General features: G+C 63.6%; 15 protein-coding genes. 10 read left to right on the top strand and 5 right to left on the bottom strand.

Annotated elements, in window-relative coordinates; genetic code table 11:
* Positions 1 to 21: 21 nt before the first annotated feature.
* Positions 22 to 399 (top strand): response regulator, encoded by a 378-nt coding sequence (locus V1283_RS42200; RefSeq protein ID WP_334392487.1) that lies wholly within the window; start codon positions 22 to 24, stop codon positions 397 to 399.
* A 123-nt stretch (positions 400 to 522) separates the two neighbouring features.
* Here the strand turns inward: V1283_RS42200 and V1283_RS42195 are convergent, their stop codons facing one another.
* Positions 523 to 3141, bottom strand: coding sequence for a TIGR02302 family protein (locus V1283_RS42195; RefSeq protein ID WP_334392486.1), 2619 nt, complete (start codon positions 3139 to 3141; stop codon positions 523 to 525).
* Between the two features lie 167 nt (positions 3142 to 3308).
* Between V1283_RS42195 and V1283_RS42190 the strand changes: the two genes are divergently transcribed.
* The 4 genes from V1283_RS42190 to V1283_RS42175 all read left to right on the top strand — a co-directional run bounded on the left by V1283_RS42190 (position 3309) and on the right by V1283_RS42175 (position 7651).
* Complete coding sequence (locus V1283_RS42190) at positions 3309 to 3689, top strand: carboxymuconolactone decarboxylase family protein (protein ID WP_334392485.1); 381 nt, start codon at positions 3309 to 3311, stop codon at positions 3687 to 3689.
* A gap of 132 nt (positions 3690 to 3821) precedes the next feature.
* Positions 3822 to 4730: an NAD(P)-dependent oxidoreductase gene (locus V1283_RS42185; protein WP_334392484.1), complete on the top strand. Its 909-nt coding sequence runs from the start codon at positions 3822 to 3824 to the stop codon at positions 4728 to 4730.
* 162 nt (positions 4731 to 4892) lie between these two features.
* Positions 4893 to 6386, top strand: coding sequence for a L,D-transpeptidase family protein (locus tag V1283_RS42180; RefSeq protein WP_334392483.1), 1494 nt, complete (start codon positions 4893 to 4895; stop codon positions 6384 to 6386).
* 341 nt (positions 6387 to 6727) lie between these two features.
* Positions 6728 to 7651: a catalase gene (locus tag V1283_RS42175; RefSeq protein ID WP_334393377.1), complete on the top strand. Its 924-nt coding sequence runs from the start codon at positions 6728 to 6730 to the stop codon at positions 7649 to 7651.
* A gap of 68 nt (positions 7652 to 7719) precedes the next feature.
* Here the strand turns inward: V1283_RS42175 and V1283_RS42170 are convergent, their stop codons facing one another.
* A complete protein-coding gene (locus V1283_RS42170; RefSeq protein WP_334392482.1) occupies positions 7720 to 8652 on the bottom strand; it encodes a helix-turn-helix domain-containing protein in 933 nt (310 codons plus the stop codon).
* Positions 8653 to 9031: 379 nt separating this feature from the next.
* On the opposite strand from V1283_RS42170, the gene V1283_RS42165 reads away from it, so the two are divergent.
* The 5 genes from V1283_RS42165 to V1283_RS42145 all read left to right on the top strand — a co-directional run bounded on the left by V1283_RS42165 (position 9032) and on the right by V1283_RS42145 (position 13966).
* Positions 9032 to 9988, top strand: coding sequence for a helix-turn-helix transcriptional regulator (locus V1283_RS42165; RefSeq protein WP_334392481.1), 957 nt, complete (start codon positions 9032 to 9034; stop codon positions 9986 to 9988).
* A 97-nt stretch (positions 9989 to 10085) separates the two neighbouring features.
* The gene (locus V1283_RS42160) at positions 10086 to 10376 is read left to right on the top strand and encodes a hypothetical protein (RefSeq protein ID WP_334392480.1); all 291 of its coding nucleotides are present in this window, start codon (positions 10086 to 10088) and stop codon (positions 10374 to 10376) included.
* A gap of 122 nt (positions 10377 to 10498) precedes the next feature.
* Positions 10499 to 11704, top strand: a complete 1206-nt coding sequence (locus V1283_RS42155; protein ID WP_334392479.1) for an NAD(P)/FAD-dependent oxidoreductase — start codon at positions 10499 to 10501, stop codon at positions 11702 to 11704.
* A 93-nt stretch (positions 11705 to 11797) separates the two neighbouring features.
* Positions 11798 to 12727: an MBL fold metallo-hydrolase gene (locus tag V1283_RS42150; RefSeq protein ID WP_334393375.1), complete on the top strand. Its 930-nt coding sequence runs from the start codon at positions 11798 to 11800 to the stop codon at positions 12725 to 12727.
* Positions 12728 to 12928: 201 nt separating this feature from the next.
* A complete protein-coding gene (locus V1283_RS42145; protein ID WP_334392478.1) occupies positions 12929 to 13966 on the top strand; it encodes an N-acetylmuramoyl-L-alanine amidase family protein in 1038 nt (345 codons plus the stop codon).
* Positions 13967 to 14013: 47 nt separating this feature from the next.
* Here V1283_RS42145 and V1283_RS42140 read toward each other — a convergent pair whose 3' ends face one another.
* The 3 genes from V1283_RS42140 to V1283_RS42130 form a co-directional block, all read right to left on the bottom strand.
* Positions 14014 to 15024 carry a hypothetical protein gene (locus V1283_RS42140; RefSeq protein WP_334393373.1) on the bottom strand — a complete coding sequence of 337 codons (1011 nt, stop codon included), beginning with the start codon at positions 15022 to 15024 and terminating at the stop codon, positions 14014 to 14016.
* Between the two features lie 1163 nt (positions 15025 to 16187).
* Positions 16188 to 16382 (bottom strand): hypothetical protein, encoded by a 195-nt coding sequence (locus tag V1283_RS42135; protein WP_334392477.1) that lies wholly within the window; start codon positions 16380 to 16382, stop codon positions 16188 to 16190.
* 286 nt (positions 16383 to 16668) lie between these two features.
* The gene (locus V1283_RS42130; protein WP_334392476.1) at positions 16669 to 17334 is read right to left on the bottom strand and encodes a TetR/AcrR family transcriptional regulator; all 666 of its coding nucleotides are present in this window, start codon (positions 17332 to 17334) and stop codon (positions 16669 to 16671) included.
* Positions 17335 to 17383: the final 49 nt, after the last annotated feature.

Genomic DNA, 17383 nt, shown 5'->3' with positions numbered 1-17383 from the left:
TGGGGCGAGAGAGACGATTTCATGCCACGCGTGCTGATTGCCGATGACGAGGATTCCATGCGCTCGCTGGTGGCGCGCGCCATCGCCATGGACGGCCACGAGACCGTCACCGCCGAGGACGGCGCCGAAGCGCTCGATATCCTGACCCGCGAACACTGCGCGTTCGACCTGCTGTTGACCGACATCCAGATGCCCGTAATGGACGGCATCGCACTGGCGCTGACGGCGGCGCGCGATTTTCCCAAGCTGAAGATCCTGTTGATGACGGGCTTCGCCGCCCAGCGCGAACGCGCCTCCGGCCTCAACGCCATCGTGCATGACGTGGTGACGAAACCGTTTTCCGTGCACGATATCCGTACCGCCGTGGCGGACGCGCTGGCGGCGAGGAAAGCGGGGTAATTTCAGGCGGCCCTGTGAATCCGTAGGGTGGGCAAAGCGAAGCGTGCCCACCATTCTCGACAGCGCAAGAAATGGTGGGCACGGCGCAAATGCGCCTTTGCCCACCCTACGCATCGAGTGAAATCAATAATCCTTCAACAGCCGCTCGATGTAATCGAGTTCGATCTGCGGACGGGACGGATCGGCGAGACGGCGGCGCAGTTCTTCGAGGATCCGGCGCACCCGCTGGACGTCGATCTCGCCGGGGATCTTCACTGTATAGTCGTCGGTGAATTCGTTGTTGCGCATCGGCCGTCCCAGTGGATCGGTCGAGTTGGCCGCGCCCTGCTGGCGGCCTCTGGGATTGCCGGGACCGTCGCCCGGCTGGTCGCCGTCACCCTGCTGCATGGCTTCGGCCAGGCTCTGGGCGCCCTTGCGCAGCGCTTCCAGTGCGCGGCCTTGCGAGTCCACCGCGCCGTCGGCATTGCCCTCGCCGAGCCGGCCGGTGGCGTCGCCCATCGCCGAATCGGCCTGATCGAGCCCGTCCTCGCCGTCGCCCTGGTCGCCGCCTTGACCCTGCTGGCCTTGCCCCTGTTCGCCGCGCTGACCTTGCTGGCCCTGCTGGCCGCGCTGGCCCGGCCCCATGCCGCGCTTGGCGAGTTCTTCCTGCAATTTCTTGAGCCGGTCGCGCAGGCCCTGCTGGTCCTGCTGCAGGTCGCCCATGCTCTGGTCGCCCTGTTTGCCGCGCGAGCGGTCGCGCCTGGAATCCTGGCCCTGCTTGTAGGTCTTGTCGCGCAATTGCTGCTGCTTGCGGATCATGTCGCCGAGCTCGTTCAGCGCCTGCTCCATGTCGTCGCCGCCCTGGCCGGGCTGCGCCATCTGCAGGTTCTCCAGCATCTGCTGCAGCTGCTCGAGCAACTGCTTGGCGGCTTCCTTGTCGCCGGACCGCGACATCCGCTCCAGCCGGTCGAGCATGCTCTTGAGATCCTGCTGGCTCAGCATCTTGGTGTTGGGATCGAGCGGACGGGCCAGTTGCTGCGGATTGTTGCGGAATTGCTCGGCGAGCTGGCGCAGGAAATTGTCCAGCGCGGCGCGCAGATTGTCCGTGAGCTTCTTGATCTCCTCGTCGGTGGCGCCGCGTTCCAGCGCCTGCTTGAGCGCCTCCTGCGCCGCGCGCAGCGCCTTGTCGACATCGGAAATGTTGCCGTCCTCGATGGTGACGGCGAGCGCCCACAGGCTCGCAACCACCTCGCGTAGCGCATCGTCGGTGCGCGCCGCCTCCAACTGCCGCGACACGCTGTAGAGGCCGAGATAATGGCCGGCCTCCGGCGTGAACAATTCCGGCGCAATCATCAGCGCATCGAGCGCGGTAAAGACCTGCGCATTCTGGCTGGCGTCCAGCGCCAGGATACGGCGCTGCTCGATCAGCGCGCGGGCCAGCGGCTTCGTGAACAGCCGCTCCGGCAGCCGCATGTTGAAGGGCTCGCTCTTGCCCTCATTGCCGGCCTCGTCCTTGGCGGTGAGCGTCAGCGTGACATCGGCGCCGGCATAGGGGTCTTCGCTGAGGTCCTTCACCGTCTGGCCGACGCCGTTGCGGGTACGCGCATTCGGCAGCACCAGCGCAAACTGCGGCGGCTCGAACAGCGGCCGCGGCTCGGTCTTGTCGGCCTCCTTGCTCTTGCCGTCCTTGCTGGCTTCCTTGTTAGTTTCCTTGGCCGCATCGGGGTTGCGGGCGGCGAATTGCGCGCGCGCTTCGGTGACGCCGTAATCGTCCTCGAGCTTGTAGGACATCTGCAGCGAGCCGCGGGCCTGGCGTTCCGGATCCTTGGCCAGTGAAATAGTCGGCGCACGGTCGGGCGTGGCCACGAAGCGCCACAGCGGCTGGCCGGACGGCGCGCGCACATGCGCGGTGCCGTCGCCGGCGATCTTGAAATGGCGTTCGTTGGTGCCCTTCGGCGCCTGCTCGCTCGGCGCGACCTCGGTCACGCCACCACCGACGACGACATCGATGGTGCCGCCGCTGGAGCGCACCAGCAGCGTGCTGCCTGAAGGTACCGGCAACGGTGCTGCGCTATCGGGCGAAGCCGCATCCCTGGCGGCAGACAGAATCACCGGCGGCTTGCCGGTATAGACCGGCGGGGTCACCCAGGCATCGACCCGCACATTGGCCGGCGCCAGCACGCCGTTCCAGTCGAACGCCGCGGCTACCCGCAGCGTGCGCTCGTCGCCGGCGGCGACATAGGCGGCCGCCAGCATCACGATGACCAGCGCGCGCAGCGCCCAGGGATCGTGGATCGGAAGCCGCGGCGACGGCAGCCCGGCGCGAATCCGCTTGATCGAGGCCAGCGTGCGCTCGCGCTGCTCCCGCCACAGCGCCTGCGCGAACGGGTCCTGGCTCTGGAGCGTATCGGTCAGCGCGGTCGCCGGGCGATGGCGAATGCCGGTGCCGCGGTCGAGCCGGCTCAAGGCCTCTTCGCGGGTCGGCCAGCGAAACCGCGCAAGCGGGAACAACGCCGCCAGCGTTAGCAGGATGAACAGGCCGATGCCGATCGCGCGTGCCAGGAACGGCAGCGCCAGCCACAATCCGGCCCAGGACACCACCAGAAACAACCCGACGACGCTCAAAATCCGGGCGAAGCCCGGCCAGGCACGCTCCCATGCGATCGCATACTGAGCCCGTTGCAGGGCCTGCGTCAGCTGAAGCCGCGCGACGGCATCCGGCTCGCGCGCAGATTTCGTGGGGTCAGAGGGAGCGCCGCTCAACAATCTCTCCGGGTTGTCGACAAATCACCCTAGCACAGCGGCGGCAATGAGGCACCTGTTCCCGGGGGTAACCCACACCCGGAAATACGCATAACACGAAGGCGTGACTGCCGCCCTTTAGCCCCGTAACGTCGATTTCGGACCGTAAAAATACGTAAGGGAACGTCATGGACCAGAAGACACACGACAAGGGACTGGAAATTCGCAAAGCGGTGCTCGGTGAGGCCTATGTCAACAACGCGCTCAAGAACTCCGACAGCTTCAACAAGCCGTTCCAGGAACTCGTCACCGAATATTGCTGGGGCGCGGTGTGGGGGCGCGAGGAATTGCCGCACAAGACCCGCAGCATGCTCAACCTCGCCATGATCTCGATCCTGAACCGGCCGCATGAATTGAAGGCGCACATCAAGGGCGCGCTGACCAACGGCGTCAGCCGCGACGAGATCCGCGAGATCTTCATGCAGGTCGCGATCTATGCCGGCGTGCCCGCCGGCGTCGATAGTTTTCGCATCGCGCGCGAAGTGTTCGCGGAATTGGACAAGAGTTGAAGTCGCGACTGCGACACCGCCGGATTTCAGCCGCCATTGCGAGCGAAGCGAAGCAATCCACCTCGCCGCACAAAGAAAGAATGGATTGCTTCGTCGCTTCGCTCCTCGCAATGACGACTTCAAGGAGACACCATGGAAATCGGATTCATCGGCCTCGGGAAAATGGGCTTCCCGATGGCGCGGCGCCTGATCGAGGCAAAGCACCAGCTCACCGTATTCGATACGCGGAAGGAAGCGACAGACAAGCTCGTCGCGATGGGCGCGCAAGCAGCCTCATCGCCTAAAGACATCGCCGACCGCTGCGAAACCGTGCTGGCGAGCCTGCCGTCGCTGCAGGCCTCACTCGATGTTGCGACCGGCTCGGGCGGCGTGATCGAGGGCAAGCGGGTAAAACGCTTCGTCGATCTTTCCACCGTCGGCTCGCAGATGGCGGTCAGAATTCACGGCCTGCTGGCGAAGAGCAACATTGTCCAGATCGACAGCCCCGTCAGCGGCGGCGTCGGCGGCGCCGAGAAGGGAACGCTGGCCGTGATGGTCTCCGGCCCGCGTGCCGACTGCGAGACGGTAAAACCCGCGCTCGACGTGATCGGAAAAGTGTTCTTCATCGGCGAAAAACCCGGCTCGGCGCAGACAATGAAACTCGCGAACAATTTCCTCTCCGCAACCGCCATGGTGGCGACGTCGGAAGCCGTGGTGATGGGCGTCAAGGCGGGGCTGGATCCGGCCGTGATGATCGACGTCATCAACGCGGGCTCCGGGCTCAATACGGCCAGCCGCGACAAGTTTCCGCGCTCGGTGCTGCCGCGCAGCTTCGATTTCGGCTTCGCGACCGGCTTGATGGTGAAGGACGTGCGGCTCGCGCTGGAGGAGATGAAATCGCTGGGGCTGTCGATGGAGGTCGCCGAAGCGGTCGGGCGCTTATGGGAAGTCATCATCCGCGACGAGGGCGCGGAGTCGGATTTCACCGCCGCCATCAAGCCGATCGAAAAGGCGGCGGGCGTCGTGGTCGGCGGCGCGAAGGGCGGCCACGCGGCGAAATAGCGCTGACGATCGGTTCATGCGCCGGCGCGTGACGGACAGCGGTGCGGTGCGCGACGCGGGTCCATGAACGTTAGTTCCAGGTTGGCAAGGCCGATCGAATGGCGCTACGTTCTCAATGGACGTGAGTGCAGGCTGGCGTTGACCCGATCAACTGGGACGCGCATGAGGTCTCGTGGCGTAAATCCGGAGTGCAGGCAGAAGCGGCTGCGGACCGCATGTCTTGCCGTTGCGGGTCTGGCCGTGCTGATCGCGGCGGGGAACGATGCGAGCGCCAGAAGCGGCCGGAGCGAACGCCCGATCGAGTCCATTCAGTCGCGCAGCGCCGGCGAGCCGACCATGGCCATCGTTTCGCTCCGCAGCCAGCGGATCACCATCTACGATTCCAAGGGATGGATCCTGCGGGCGCCGGTATCGAGCGGTACCAAGGGACGCGAGACCCCCGCCGGCATCTTCAGCGTCATCCAGAAGGTCGAGGAGCATTACTCGAACCTCTATGACGACGCCTTCATGCCGCACATGCAACGCATCACCTGGTCGGGCATCGCGCTCCATGGCGGCGTCCTGCCCGGGCGTCCGGCGTCCCATGGCTGTATCCGCCTGCCCTTCGACTTCGCCGAACGCCTGTTCGACGAGACCACGATGGGCATGCGGGTGATCGTGGCGCCGGGCGACGTGGCGCCCGTTGAGATCGCTCATCCGCTTCTGTTCCAACCGAAGCCCGGCGCCGCCGCCCTGGCCGCCTCCCGTACCGCGGAAGCGCAAGAGGCGGCGAGGAAAGCGACCGAGGCGCGAATAGCCGCCGGGACGGCCTTGCGGGACGCCACGCAGGCCAAGGTGCCGGTTCGCGCGGCGGAAAATCTGAAGCGCAGAGCCGAGGCGCAATTGGCGGCCGCCGAGACCAAGCTTGGCTCCGGCATCTCGGCGGAAGCAAAAGAGCAGGCTGAGGACGCCAAGGCGCAGGCGGTCGCCAAAATCGCCGAGCTGCAGCTGCAATGGGACGTCGCCAACGTGGATATGCAACTGAGGCTCGATGCCGCCACGTCCGCGCGTGAAGCCGCCGCCGCGGCGGAGACCGCGCGGGTCAAGGCAGCCGAGGCGGCCCGCCAGATCGCGCGCGAACTCCAGCCGATATCGGTGTTGATCAGCCGCAAGACCCAGCGGCTTTATGTCCGGCAAGCCCTTGCGTCCGTCTTTGAAGGTCCGGTCACGATCGCAGATCCCGATCGTCCCATCGGCACGCATGTCTTCACCGCCATCGAGCGCACGACCGACGACGCCAACTTGCGATGGAGCGTCGTCTCATTGCGCGGTGGACGTCCGCCAAATGGCGCGGTTGAGCCGCCAGACCGGGCGCGCGGGAGTAGCGGCCGCGACCTTGAGCCGGCGCCTGCGGACCCGGACAGCGCAAAGGCCGCGCTCGACCGCATCACCATTCCGCAGGACGTACTGGATCGCATCGGTAACATTACGCCGCGATCTTCCCTGATCGTCACGGACGAGGCGTTGAGTTCGGAAACCGGCAAGGGAACGGAATTCGTGGTGCTGTTGAGCGGCGAGCCGCAAGGCGGCATCAAGCGGCGGCGACGCAGTCCGGGGAGCTACGCGCACTCGCGCACGTTCTGGCGCTCGCCTTTCGGAAGTCCGTTCACCTGGTAAGCCGGTTCTTCGCGCGGCAAGCGCCACGAATCGTTCAGTCCGACGCATCATGATCGCTGCCATGGGTGTCGACGGCTTCCCGCGACGCCCAGGCTCACAACCATTTCGGACGGTGTGGACGTTCGTTCGCGTCGCAGCTCACGCGCGCGGATTTTGAGCGCCGCTTACGAAGCGTCCGCTTTGTATGGCGCAACACCGCTCAAGAAAGGGGTTCCGATCGGGCGAGCTGCCATCGGCAAGTTTCGTCGCAGAATCGGACAAGGCATGGTCGCTTCGGGAAAGACGCTCGGCTTGCCTTGCGCCAAAAGCAGGGCTCCAACGTTCGAGCCCAAGGTTCCGTCCTGCCCAGGTTTCCCAGCGGTGTTGCCACACCGGCATCCATTATCGACGCGCTGAAGGCTGCAGCCGGTCTGCGGCCAGGGACTCGCGCGAGCTTCGCCTGGGGCCGATGCGTTCGGGGTACCTACGTCCCCTCCGATCAGGCCCGGGAGATCACGAAATCCCGCAGCTTCACCAAGCCATCGCGCGTGCTGGCGCGCTTCTCATTGGACGACGGCAATCCGGCGGCGGCCAACACGGAACTCCTGCTGCGCGGCTTCAGCTTCCGGCTCGGCAGCGACGGTCAGCGCTCGGACATTTTCACGCAAAGCGCCCCGGTTCATTTTGCCAGGACGCTCGATCAGATGCTGGCTTTCCTTGCGGCACGCATTCTAGGACCGGACGGCGAGCCGGATTGGGAGAAGGTCGAGGCATTCTCCGCCAGCAATCCTGAAACGCTGCATCAGGCGGACTACATCGCTGCGCATCCGTTGCCCGCAAGTCTTGCCGGCACGACCTATTGGGGGGTGCACGCATTTCCCGCCACGAATTCAAAAGGCGAGACACGGTTCATCAAGTTCAAGGTCATGCCGGTCGGCGAAGAAGGCCGGCAGACCGCGAACGAGACGACCGCGAAGCCTCCCGACCTCCTGCACGGTGACATCGACTCCCGGATCGTCGCCCGCGACATCAGGTTCAGCGTGATGGCGCTGCTCGACCGTCCCGGCGACCCCGTCATGGATGTCACCATCCGGTGGCCTGACGAGAACGCGCGCGAAGCTTTGCGGCTGGGAACGATCGTGGTCACCGGCGTCGAAACAAACGATGTGTGCGACGACGCCGTTTTCAATCCGGCCAACCTTGCCGAAGGCATCGGGCGTCCGCCGGACGAGATGTTTGCGGCGCGCTGCGCCGCCTACGCGATCTCGCAGACCAGACGTCGCTGATCCGGCAAAGCGTTTTCAAGCGAAGCGAATACCGGTTCGCGTGAAGAAAACGCGCCAAAACCAGAACGTCAGGTTTCGCTTTCCGGTGCGCCCTGCGTTTCGCGGCGCCATGCCGCCGGGCTGACGCCGACCACCGAAGAAAACACCCGCGTGAAATGGCTTTGATTGGCGAACCCGGCCGATATCGCAATCTCCGACAGGGGCAGGTCGCGCACGCCCATCAACTGCTTGGCCGTATTCACGCGCTGGCGCAGCAGCCATTGGTGGGGCGGCAGGCCGGTAGAGACGCGGAATGCACGCGAGAAATGGCTGACCGAAAGATCGAAATCCGCCGCGATCTGCTCCAGCGAGATTTTTCCGCCGAGATCGGATTCGAGCTTTTCGCAAGCGCGCTTGACCTGCCAGGACGCAAGACCGCCGCGGGCCAGTTCGGCGGGGCGCTGCAATCCCCCATAAGCCTGGGCAACGTGCGCGGTGAGCGCGAGCAGCATGTGATCGATGAAGAGCTGATTGGTCTCGGCCGGCCGGCGCAGCCCTTCCAGGAACGAAGCGCCGACCTGGCGAATGATCGCATCGTCATGACCGACGCCGAGTTCGCAGGCGATCTCACCAATGCGCCGCGCGCCTGACTGCTCGGATATGCCGTCGAGCGCCGAGCGAGGAAGATAGAAGAACAGGGAATGGAACGGCTTGTCGATCACATAGCGCGGATCGCGCTTGAGGTCGTACAGATACGTCGCGCCGGCCCGGACATCCCTCTTCATGACGCATTTCCCGTGCTCCCAGAGCTCGCAGTCCGGGTAGTCATGAAGTTTCAGGCTGACCAGAAAGGCGTCCTCAAGAGCAAGTGAGCCGGAGAGGCCGGGCACGGGATTATCATCACGGGTCTCGGTCACGGCGAGTTCGATGCTGCGCAAGGAACGCGTCATCAGCGAAGGCGGCGCATCCTTCAAGTGCAAGAACTGCCCTAGCCTCCGCCCGAAGGCGCCCGCCTGTGCCATCTAGATGATCTCATCAATGAGGATAAGCCGAAACTCGCTCGCGTGCGAGGTGAGTACCATTATCCGACATCACTGCGCGGCCGTCCAGTTGTTCATCCGAAGCGGCAGCGTGGCGGTTTTATGACGCAAAGCCCAACCACTTACACAAGAATGTGAGCGCGGTTGTCCATTCGTAGCAATGCCACCCGGCGCCCGGTTTTCCGACGGCACGCCGCGGCGGTTCGCCGTGCGACTTTGGTCGCACACGCGTGATCGCCGCTTGCAGCAGGTTCGGACAAAGCATGGCGGCTTTGGGAAAGACGATGGACCTTCACAGCGCCTAGAACGCGCGCCGAACACGCTCAATTCGAAGTGCTTCTCAACGGCGAGGACATTGACCATGAGCTGCACGCCAATCCCGCGCGACGTTCTGCAGCAGATCCAGTCCGGCACTTCCGGGACGACCCGGCATTTCCCGCTGAACGGCGAGGCGCGCCCCGCCGATGTGGAGATGGCGCGCGTGCTCAAGACCGCACCGGTCAGCATGGCTTCGGACCCGGCCAGCGGCTCCATCGCCCACTGGAAGCACGGCGCGTTGCATGACGTCGTCGCGCCGATGGCCGATCACGTCATCATGACATATCCCAGCGGCGTGCAGCGACTGGAGCGGCGCAACGGAAAATCCGCTGCGATTGGAACGGCGCGCACCGGAGTCGTGACGATCATTCCGGCCGGCTCAAGCGCCCGCTGGGACATTCCGGGGCCCGTCAACGTCGTGCAGCTCTACTTTCCTCACAGGACGCTCGAGCGCGTTGCTGGTGAAGCCGACACGTCGGCTCCGGCCGAGTTGCTCGAGCGAACGGGGCATTCCGATCCCATCACATCCCGCCTGCTCATAAGCGCATCGGATGCGATTGAAGGCAGCGCGGCGCTGGATGCGCTGTTCCGGCATCAGCTCAATGATCTTCTCGCCACCCGCCTCCTTGCTGCACATGCCGGTGCGCCTGCCGTCTTTCAGCCAGCGCTGGGTGGCCTTGCGCCAATCGCGTTGCGCCGCACGATCGAGCGCTTGCGCTCGGGCGACGATACGGACGTCTCCCTTGCGGCGCTGGCTTCGGATGCCGGCCTGTCGCGCTTTCACTTCTGCCGCGCCTTCAAGGAGAGCACGGGGCTCTCGCCGCATGCCTGGCTGCGCCAGCACCGGCTCGAGCAGGCCATGAAGATGCTGCGCGACACCGACGATTCGGTCGTCTCGATCGCAGCGGCGCTTGGCTACTCCTCGCAGACTGCCTTCGCTGCGGCATTCAGAAAGCTGACCGGCGAAACCCCGAGCGATTGGCGGAGGCGCATGCGTTAGCAGCAATCGCTCTACAGCGACGGCAATCGCTCTGGGGCAGCGGCAGACCTGATCAGTTAGACCACCACCATGTCCAAAACACGCACGGAGACAAATGATGATCGGGAAAAACTTCGTCAGCCGGCTGGCAATCACGTCATCACGAAGGGGCCTCGTGACCGCGGTCGTGTACGGACTTTCGCTGGCCATCCGCTTCACTTCAGCGGCGGGAGAGGAGGTGGAAATCCCGCCGCAATCCGCGCAACGCGCGCAGCCGCTGATTTCAATCATGACCAGGGATAGCTCACGTCTTCCCTATGAAGACTGGGGCCGCAAGTCCATGCAGCCGGTCGTCTTCCGCCAGGGCTGGCCGCCAGGTTCGCCGTCGCCCAGCTGCATCGCCCCCTAAGAGCCTGCGATTTCATTTCACGCATTGGCGTCGTTGCGGACCGCAACAAGTCTTGCCGCACCTCGGAGGCGGCGGCCGCAACGCGCCTGTACTGAGAAGACCCAACCAGAGGAGAACGTCATATGCGATTAGTTATCATCGGCGCCGGCTTCGCCGGCATGTATGCTGCCCTTTCTGCTGCCCGCCTGCGCGAGATCCAGGGCGTCTCGCCTGACGAATTCGAGATCGCGCTGGTCGCACCCGAGCCGACGCTGGTGGTTCGCCCGCGTCTCTATGAGCCGAAGCCCGAGACGCTCACCGCGCCGCTGCTCGATGTGCTCAAGGCCATCGACGTCGTCTATGTGCAAGGCAGCGTTGAAGCGATCGACACCAAGTCCCGCTCGCTTCAGATCGCCGCCGCCAAGGGCAAGCGGAAGTCGCTCTCCTACGACCGCCTGGTCGTGGCCACCGGCAGCCGGCTGTTCCGTCCGAACATTCCCGGCCTTGCCGAGCACGGCTTCGCCGTCGACTCGCTCGATGATGCGGTTGCCCTCGACAAGCACCTGCATGGGCTCGCGAAGCGGCCGGCCATGAACGGACGCGACACGGTCGTCGTGGCCGGCGGCGGCTTCACCGGCATCGAGGCGGCTACAGAAATGCCGGCGCGGCTTCGCGAGATCCTCGGCAAGGATGCCGGGACCCGCGTCATCATCGTCGAACGCAACGGCGCGATCGCACCCGACATGGGCGCAGGTCCTCGCCCTGTTATCGAGGACGCCCTGCGCAAGCTTGGTGTGGAAACTCGCCTCGGCGCCGGCGTCGCCTCGCTCGATGCATCCGGCGTCACGCTGTCGAGCGGCGAACACATCGAAGCCGAGACCGTGATCTGGGCAGCGGGCATTCGCGCCGCTCCCCTGACCGCGCAGATCCCCGCCGAGCGCGACAATTCCGGCCGGCTGCTGGTCGACCGCGATCTGCGCGTGCCGGGCGTCCAGGGCGTCTTCGCCACCGGCGACGCCGCCCGTGCCGCCTGCGACTACGATGGCAACTACGCCTTGATGTCGTGCCAGCACGCGACACGGATGGGCGCCTTTGCCGGCAACAATGCCGCAGCCGAACTGCTGGGCGTTCCTACCAGGCCCTACCACCAGAAGGCCTACGTGACCTGTCTCGATCTCGGCGACGCCGGCGCGCTGTTCACGCGCGGCTGGGAGCGCAAGGTGGAGATGGTCGGCGACGTCGCCAAGAAGACCAAGCAGGAGATCAACACCGTCTGGATCTACCCGCCGAAGGCCGAGCGTGCCGCCGCGCTCGCGTCGGCCGATCCGGAACGCGTGACTGACCTCTAGACGCGATGCAGGCCGCGCCCGCTGGCTGCGCGGCCTGCTTCAACCGAGCCAGCCACGAGCCTTTTTACCATGAAGCAGGAGAGAACCATGACCATGATGCAAGCGACAAACATCAACCCAAACATCACCTCACACCCCGGCAGACCAGGGCCCGAAGAGTTGGTTCCGTCGCGCTACGCGGTGCGGGTCGGCGAGATCGACGTAATGGTGGTCAGCGATGGAGTGCTAACGCTTCCAGGCGCGATGTTGGCCCACAACGCCGAACCGGCTGTCCGGGCGGCTTGGCTAAAAGACAATTTCCTGCCGCCGGACGCTTTCGATTGGGCGCTGAACGTGGTCGTGGTGCGTAGCGGCGGCCGGACCATACTCATCGACGCTGGAATGGGGGCGGAGTTCCCCTTGCCGCGGGCCGGGCAGTTGATCCATCGACTGGAGGCCGCCGGCATCGACCTCGCATCCGTGACCGATGTGGTGCTTACCCACATGCACATGGATCACGTTGGCGGGCTGCTCGTCGACGGGGTGAAGGAGCGGCTCCGTCCGGACCTGCGGATCCACGTGGCGGCCGCCGAGGTCAAATTCTGGGAGGCGCCTGATTTCTCCCGCGTCTCCATGCCGCCGGGCTTCCCGGATGCACTTCGGGCGACCGCCAAGCGGTTCGTGAAAGAGTACCGCAGCCAGCTGCGGCTCTTCGAGGAGGAGTACGAGGTGGCGCCGGGGGTGGTCGTCCATCGTACCGGCGGTCACACCCCCGGGCACAGCGTGGTCCGCCTGGCGTCCGGCGGCGAGCGCCTGACGTTCGCCGGAGACCTCGTGTTCCAGGTCGGGTTCGAACACCCCGGGTGGTACAACGGCTTCGAACACGACCCCGAGGAAGCGGCCCGCGTTCGTATCGGTCTTTTGCGGGAGCTGGCTGAGACCGGCGCGCTGCTGGTGGCCACTCATATGCCGTTCCCATCCGTCGGCCATGTCGCGATCGCCGGCGACGCCTTTCGTTGGGTACCGGCCATCTGGGATTACTGACCGTTTGTTGGATTAGGGCCGAACCAGGGCGCGTACTCATAGTGTTAATGAGTTCACGCCCTGGCTCAACCATTCGAAATGCGAGAGACCTCAAGTGGACGCTGCTGAGAATGTCGGCTTTGGGGACCTGAAACCGACGTCACCGCCCCCTTCCCGTATCGCGATTTGACCTGCTATGATCGCATTCCGGAGGGGGCGGGCATGAAGCGTCGCGAGCTCATTTTTGTTCTCGGCAGAATCGCTTCGGGATTTTGGCCCCGCCGCCGCATCGTCATCGCCACGATAGCCGCAATGGTGCTTCTGCCGATCGAGGTCAGCGATGCCGGCTGGCTGTCGGATGTCTTCAAAGGCTCGTCAAAGCAAGCCAAGTCGTCAAAGCAAGCCAAGTCCTCAAAACAAGTCAAATCGCTGAAGCACGTCACGTCGCGCAAGCCAGCCGCTTTGGCAAAGTCTGCCGCCACGCCAAAGCGCCGCACCGTAAAGCTTGCCGCCCTGGGGCCGGTCGGCTTGAACCCTGCCGCCTTGAAGCCGGTCGCAACCCGGTGCGATCCCGCGAAGTTCCGGATCGTTCTGGACGTGGGGCATACCGCCGAATCGGAAGGCGCGATCAGCGCCCGCAACATCTCCGAGTTTGTCTTCAATCTGCGCCTTGCGAAGCGGATCGAGGAGAAGTTGAAGGCCGAAGGCTTTGCTCAGACCAAATTGCTCCTGACCGAGGGCAAGGCCAGGCGCAGCCTGGTCAAACGCGTCGCCGTCGCCAACGATCTACCGGCGGATCTCTTCCTGTCGATCCACCATGACTCCGTGCCCAACAAGTTCCTCGAGGACTGGGAATTCGAGGGAAGGAAAAGCCATTTCAGCGACCGCTTCAGCGGCTATTCCGTCTTCGTCTCCCGCAGCAATCCGGACTTCAAGACAAGTCTTTCGTTTGCCGAGCTGATCGCCAAGGAGATGAAGGCCCAGGGCCTCGAGTATGCCCAACAGTATTCGCAAGCGATCATGGGCCGGCACCAGCGTCCGCTGCTGAACAAGGAAACCGGCGTCTATCGCTACGATGAGCTCATCGTGCTGAGAAAGACCCGGATGGCCGCCGCCCTGCTCGAGGCGGGCTCGATCATCAACCGGGACGAAGAGCTCAAGATGAGTTCGCCCGAACGCCGGGACATCATCAGCAGCGGTGTCGCAGCGGCAGTAAAGGAGTTCTGTGAGCCCCGATGGGGCATTCTCGGTCCGCTCTGACGGCGGCGCGGCGGCGCGACCTCGAATCCGATTCCGAATTGCTGCCTTCAGCCTTTTGACTGCTTCCTGATCTCGTCGAGCTTGGCAAGCGCGCGTTCAAACTTGTCGTTGAAGAGCCACATCGCATCGAGAATTTCGCGGAAGGTTGCAGATGTTTTGGCCCTGTCAGCCTGTCCAAACGTGAAAACGCTGTTGTTTCGCAGATATCCCATGATCTTCGGGTCCGAAATTCTGTAGTCGACCAGGTTGCGTGATGCGAGTGCGGACCTGGTCGGGCTGGGAATAATCTGGATCAGTTCAAACAGCTTCATCTGATCGATCGGATCCGGCAGTGTTTTCACGATCGCCGGTACTTGCAGGAAAATATCCGCGTGTGCGTTCATGAGGGCATCGCGCACGGCGGTCCAGTGGTTGTACCGATGATCCAGATTGCCGGCCCGTGCCTCCTCCTTGTCGTCGCGGGCGTTAAGCGCGGGATCAAAGGCCGCTATCGAGTTTTTTATCGCGGCCCATTTCCTCCGCCCGTTTTGATCCTCGGATACGCCTGCTTGCAAACTGCCCTTGTATTTGTTCGAGCGCGCGTTCCCAATGTTTTGATTGCCATTGGTCTCGGCAAAGAACAGCCCCAGGCTGATGCGGCCCGCCGCTTCGGCATTGGTCGCATCAAGGCCCCTGGCGCGCGCAATGGCCGTGCCCAGATCGGCAACGTCCTTGAATGGCGTATCTGATTTTTGCGCGTTGGCGGGCGGCGCCTGCATGAGGTCGAAAAGTCTCCTGTACTCATCAAGCAGCGGCTCATTGTCGGCGCTAAAATACGCTGGAGGGATTCCGTATTTGTTGGAGCCGCCTATTTTGGACGGAAGCGCGTCGGTGAGGTCTTTGTAGGCGCTCATCATGGCGTTGCGTGCAAGGTAGAGCGCTTGTCCCGGCAGGTTCGGTAACCCCTGTTTCGAATCGATCTGCGTCCGTCGCTGGCGCAGGACCTGCTCGAAGTGGGTTCGTGAATTGTTGTAGGTCTCGAGCGCGTCCGATTGCTTTTTCGTCAATGGCTCAGCCATTGCAAGCGATATGAAACCGAGATTGCCGACGGCGGCCGCGACGATGCTGATGGTAACATCGATCGCAATGGAAGCCGGGGGTGTGAAGAAGAGTCCAAGGACAAGAGCTGACGTGGGCGCAGCCGTACGCTTTTTTATCCCCATGGCGATTCCCTGCCCAAGTTTCATCGGATACGACTCATTGGATCGTAAACAACGAACGCGCAAGCTTGGCGAGGCGAAAGCTCCCGGTTCACCTCGGCGAATGTCAAACGGCCTCGGTGCCGAGCACACCAAGGCCGCCAACCCTGCAGGAGGGTTTCTCCGATTTGGGGCTTCCGGTGTGCGGAAAGCTGCCAGCCGCGATGCCACCTAACGCACAGTGCGCCCGTGCACGGACGTGGTTGTCACGCGCCTGGCACAGGCATTGCTCTTGATAGGCTGGCTAGGCATTTCAGTGGCCCAGTTTGGATCAAGCGCCGCCGGGACGTGTATTGCGATACCGGCGGCGTGTTTTTCCGGGACAAAACCGTTTCCCAGAGCTGACGAAAACGTCCTGAAACAAACGGTCAGGTATCCCTGTTGTCGGATGTTGGATGGCCGAAATGCAATTCATCCTTGATCTGATTTGGATGCATTCGTGTGGCAATTAACTCGCCGAAATAGGCCAGCAGGACGCGCTGCCATAATCGCCGCCTCTGCAGCGGTTCTCGCACTATTCAACCTGGCAATCTTCGCAGCCTAGTTATTGACTCCGCTTCCGCGTGCGGCTTCCGAAGAGGTCGGAGCCCCAGAATGAGACGAGGACCAGCGCGCAAGTCGCGAGGCCCAACAATGCCAGAATTGTTTCGAGCATCATTGAATAAACTCCCTTGCGTTGGGATTTTGCCATACGAACGCGCCGCAGTTGAGCGCGTTCAATCCGTGTGCCCGACGCCGACGTACGGCGCGTTAGACGGACGGTCCCAGCTTCGGGCCAGGCATCAACCGTTGGGGCCGTCCTTGTCCTATGCCGGGCGCGCCCATCCACACGGTGTCCAGCATGGACCGAAATAAAAATCTAATTCGAATCAATGTCTGTAGGGAACCCGACAGTGCGACATGGTTCCAGGCTCGATGGGACCTCAGCAATCCATGGAAGGGAAGTCCGGCGATCGCCGTCTCGGGCGTACGGCTGAAGCTCGCTATTCCGGCGATCTCGAGCCGGATGACTTCAGCAACGCGTTGACCTGGATTGCGGTGTTCAGTTGCCCGATCTTTCGTAGCACCACGTCCTTCACCGATCCTGGCGGCAATAGCGCAGCCTGTTCTTCGAGCTGCTTTTTCTCGGCGGCCAGACGCTCATCAAACGAATGCGGAATTGAACGCTTACGCTGCATGACACCACGCGGGGTATGTTACCGACGGTCTCACTCAGTACATACCTGAGCTTGTTCCGCGTCTGTCCTGTAGCCGACTCGGGGCCGCTGTAATGCGCCCCATGACCACCAGGTCGCGCGAGGTTGTCTGGGGCGGCGACGAGATCGGCTACCTGACGGAGCGCCACAAGCGTACGAATGGATGTCCGCTGGCAGCGGGAGGCAAAGCGGACCTCGGCGCCGCCGATCCGGACGTCCGAAACTGCTGCACCTTGCGTGGATCCATTCAGCGCGCAACCAGCAGCGTTCATCGCGCGCGATCCTTCGCCTCGCAGCCCCGCAGAAACAGCGTTACGCATTTCCGCACGCGCGCTCTGACCTGCGCGCGGGAAGGCAGCGGCACGCCGCCAAAGATCGCCGCGCGTTGCGGTGCGCCTGCGACCATCCCGATCAGGATGCCGGCGGCTTCCTCGGGATTGTCGAGGTCGATGAGCCCGCGCTTGACCTGAAGGCGCAGCCAGTTCGACAGCGCCGTGGCGGTGCGGGCAATGCCGTTCCTGTAGAACGCCGCCGCCAGATCGGGGAATTGGCCAGCCTCCTGCAGGATGATGCGCTGAAGCGCGACGACGTCAGGATCGAGCGTTAGGTCGGCGCACGCCATCAGCGCGGCGTTCATCCCGGTTTCGATGTCTGCATCCTCCGCGACGTGCAGGCTGAAATCGGACAGGAATCGATCGAGCCGGTCGGACACCATGCCCTCGAACAGCGCCGCCTTGTTCGGTACCAGGCGATACAGCGTCTTGGTGGAAACGCCGGCGCGGCGGGCCACGGTTTCGGTGCTGGTCGCAGCGTATCCGGCGGCGGCAAATTCGTGCCGCGCGGCCTCGTAGATGATTTGACGCGTCTCGTCGTCGGGGCGGAGTTGCGGACGCCCGCGATCGCGGCGATCGGCGGAAGATTCTGCTCTAGCCATGCTCTTACATGATGCCTGTCATTCCATTGACAGTCCAGATATCGGCTCT

The sequence above is a fragment of the Bradyrhizobium sp. AZCC 2262 genome (genome assembly GCF_036924535.1).
GTDB lineage: Bacteria > Pseudomonadota > Alphaproteobacteria > Rhizobiales > Xanthobacteraceae > Bradyrhizobium.
The sequence above is the reverse complement of the archived record's forward strand: the minus strand, read 5'-3'. Positions and strand labels throughout refer to the sequence as shown.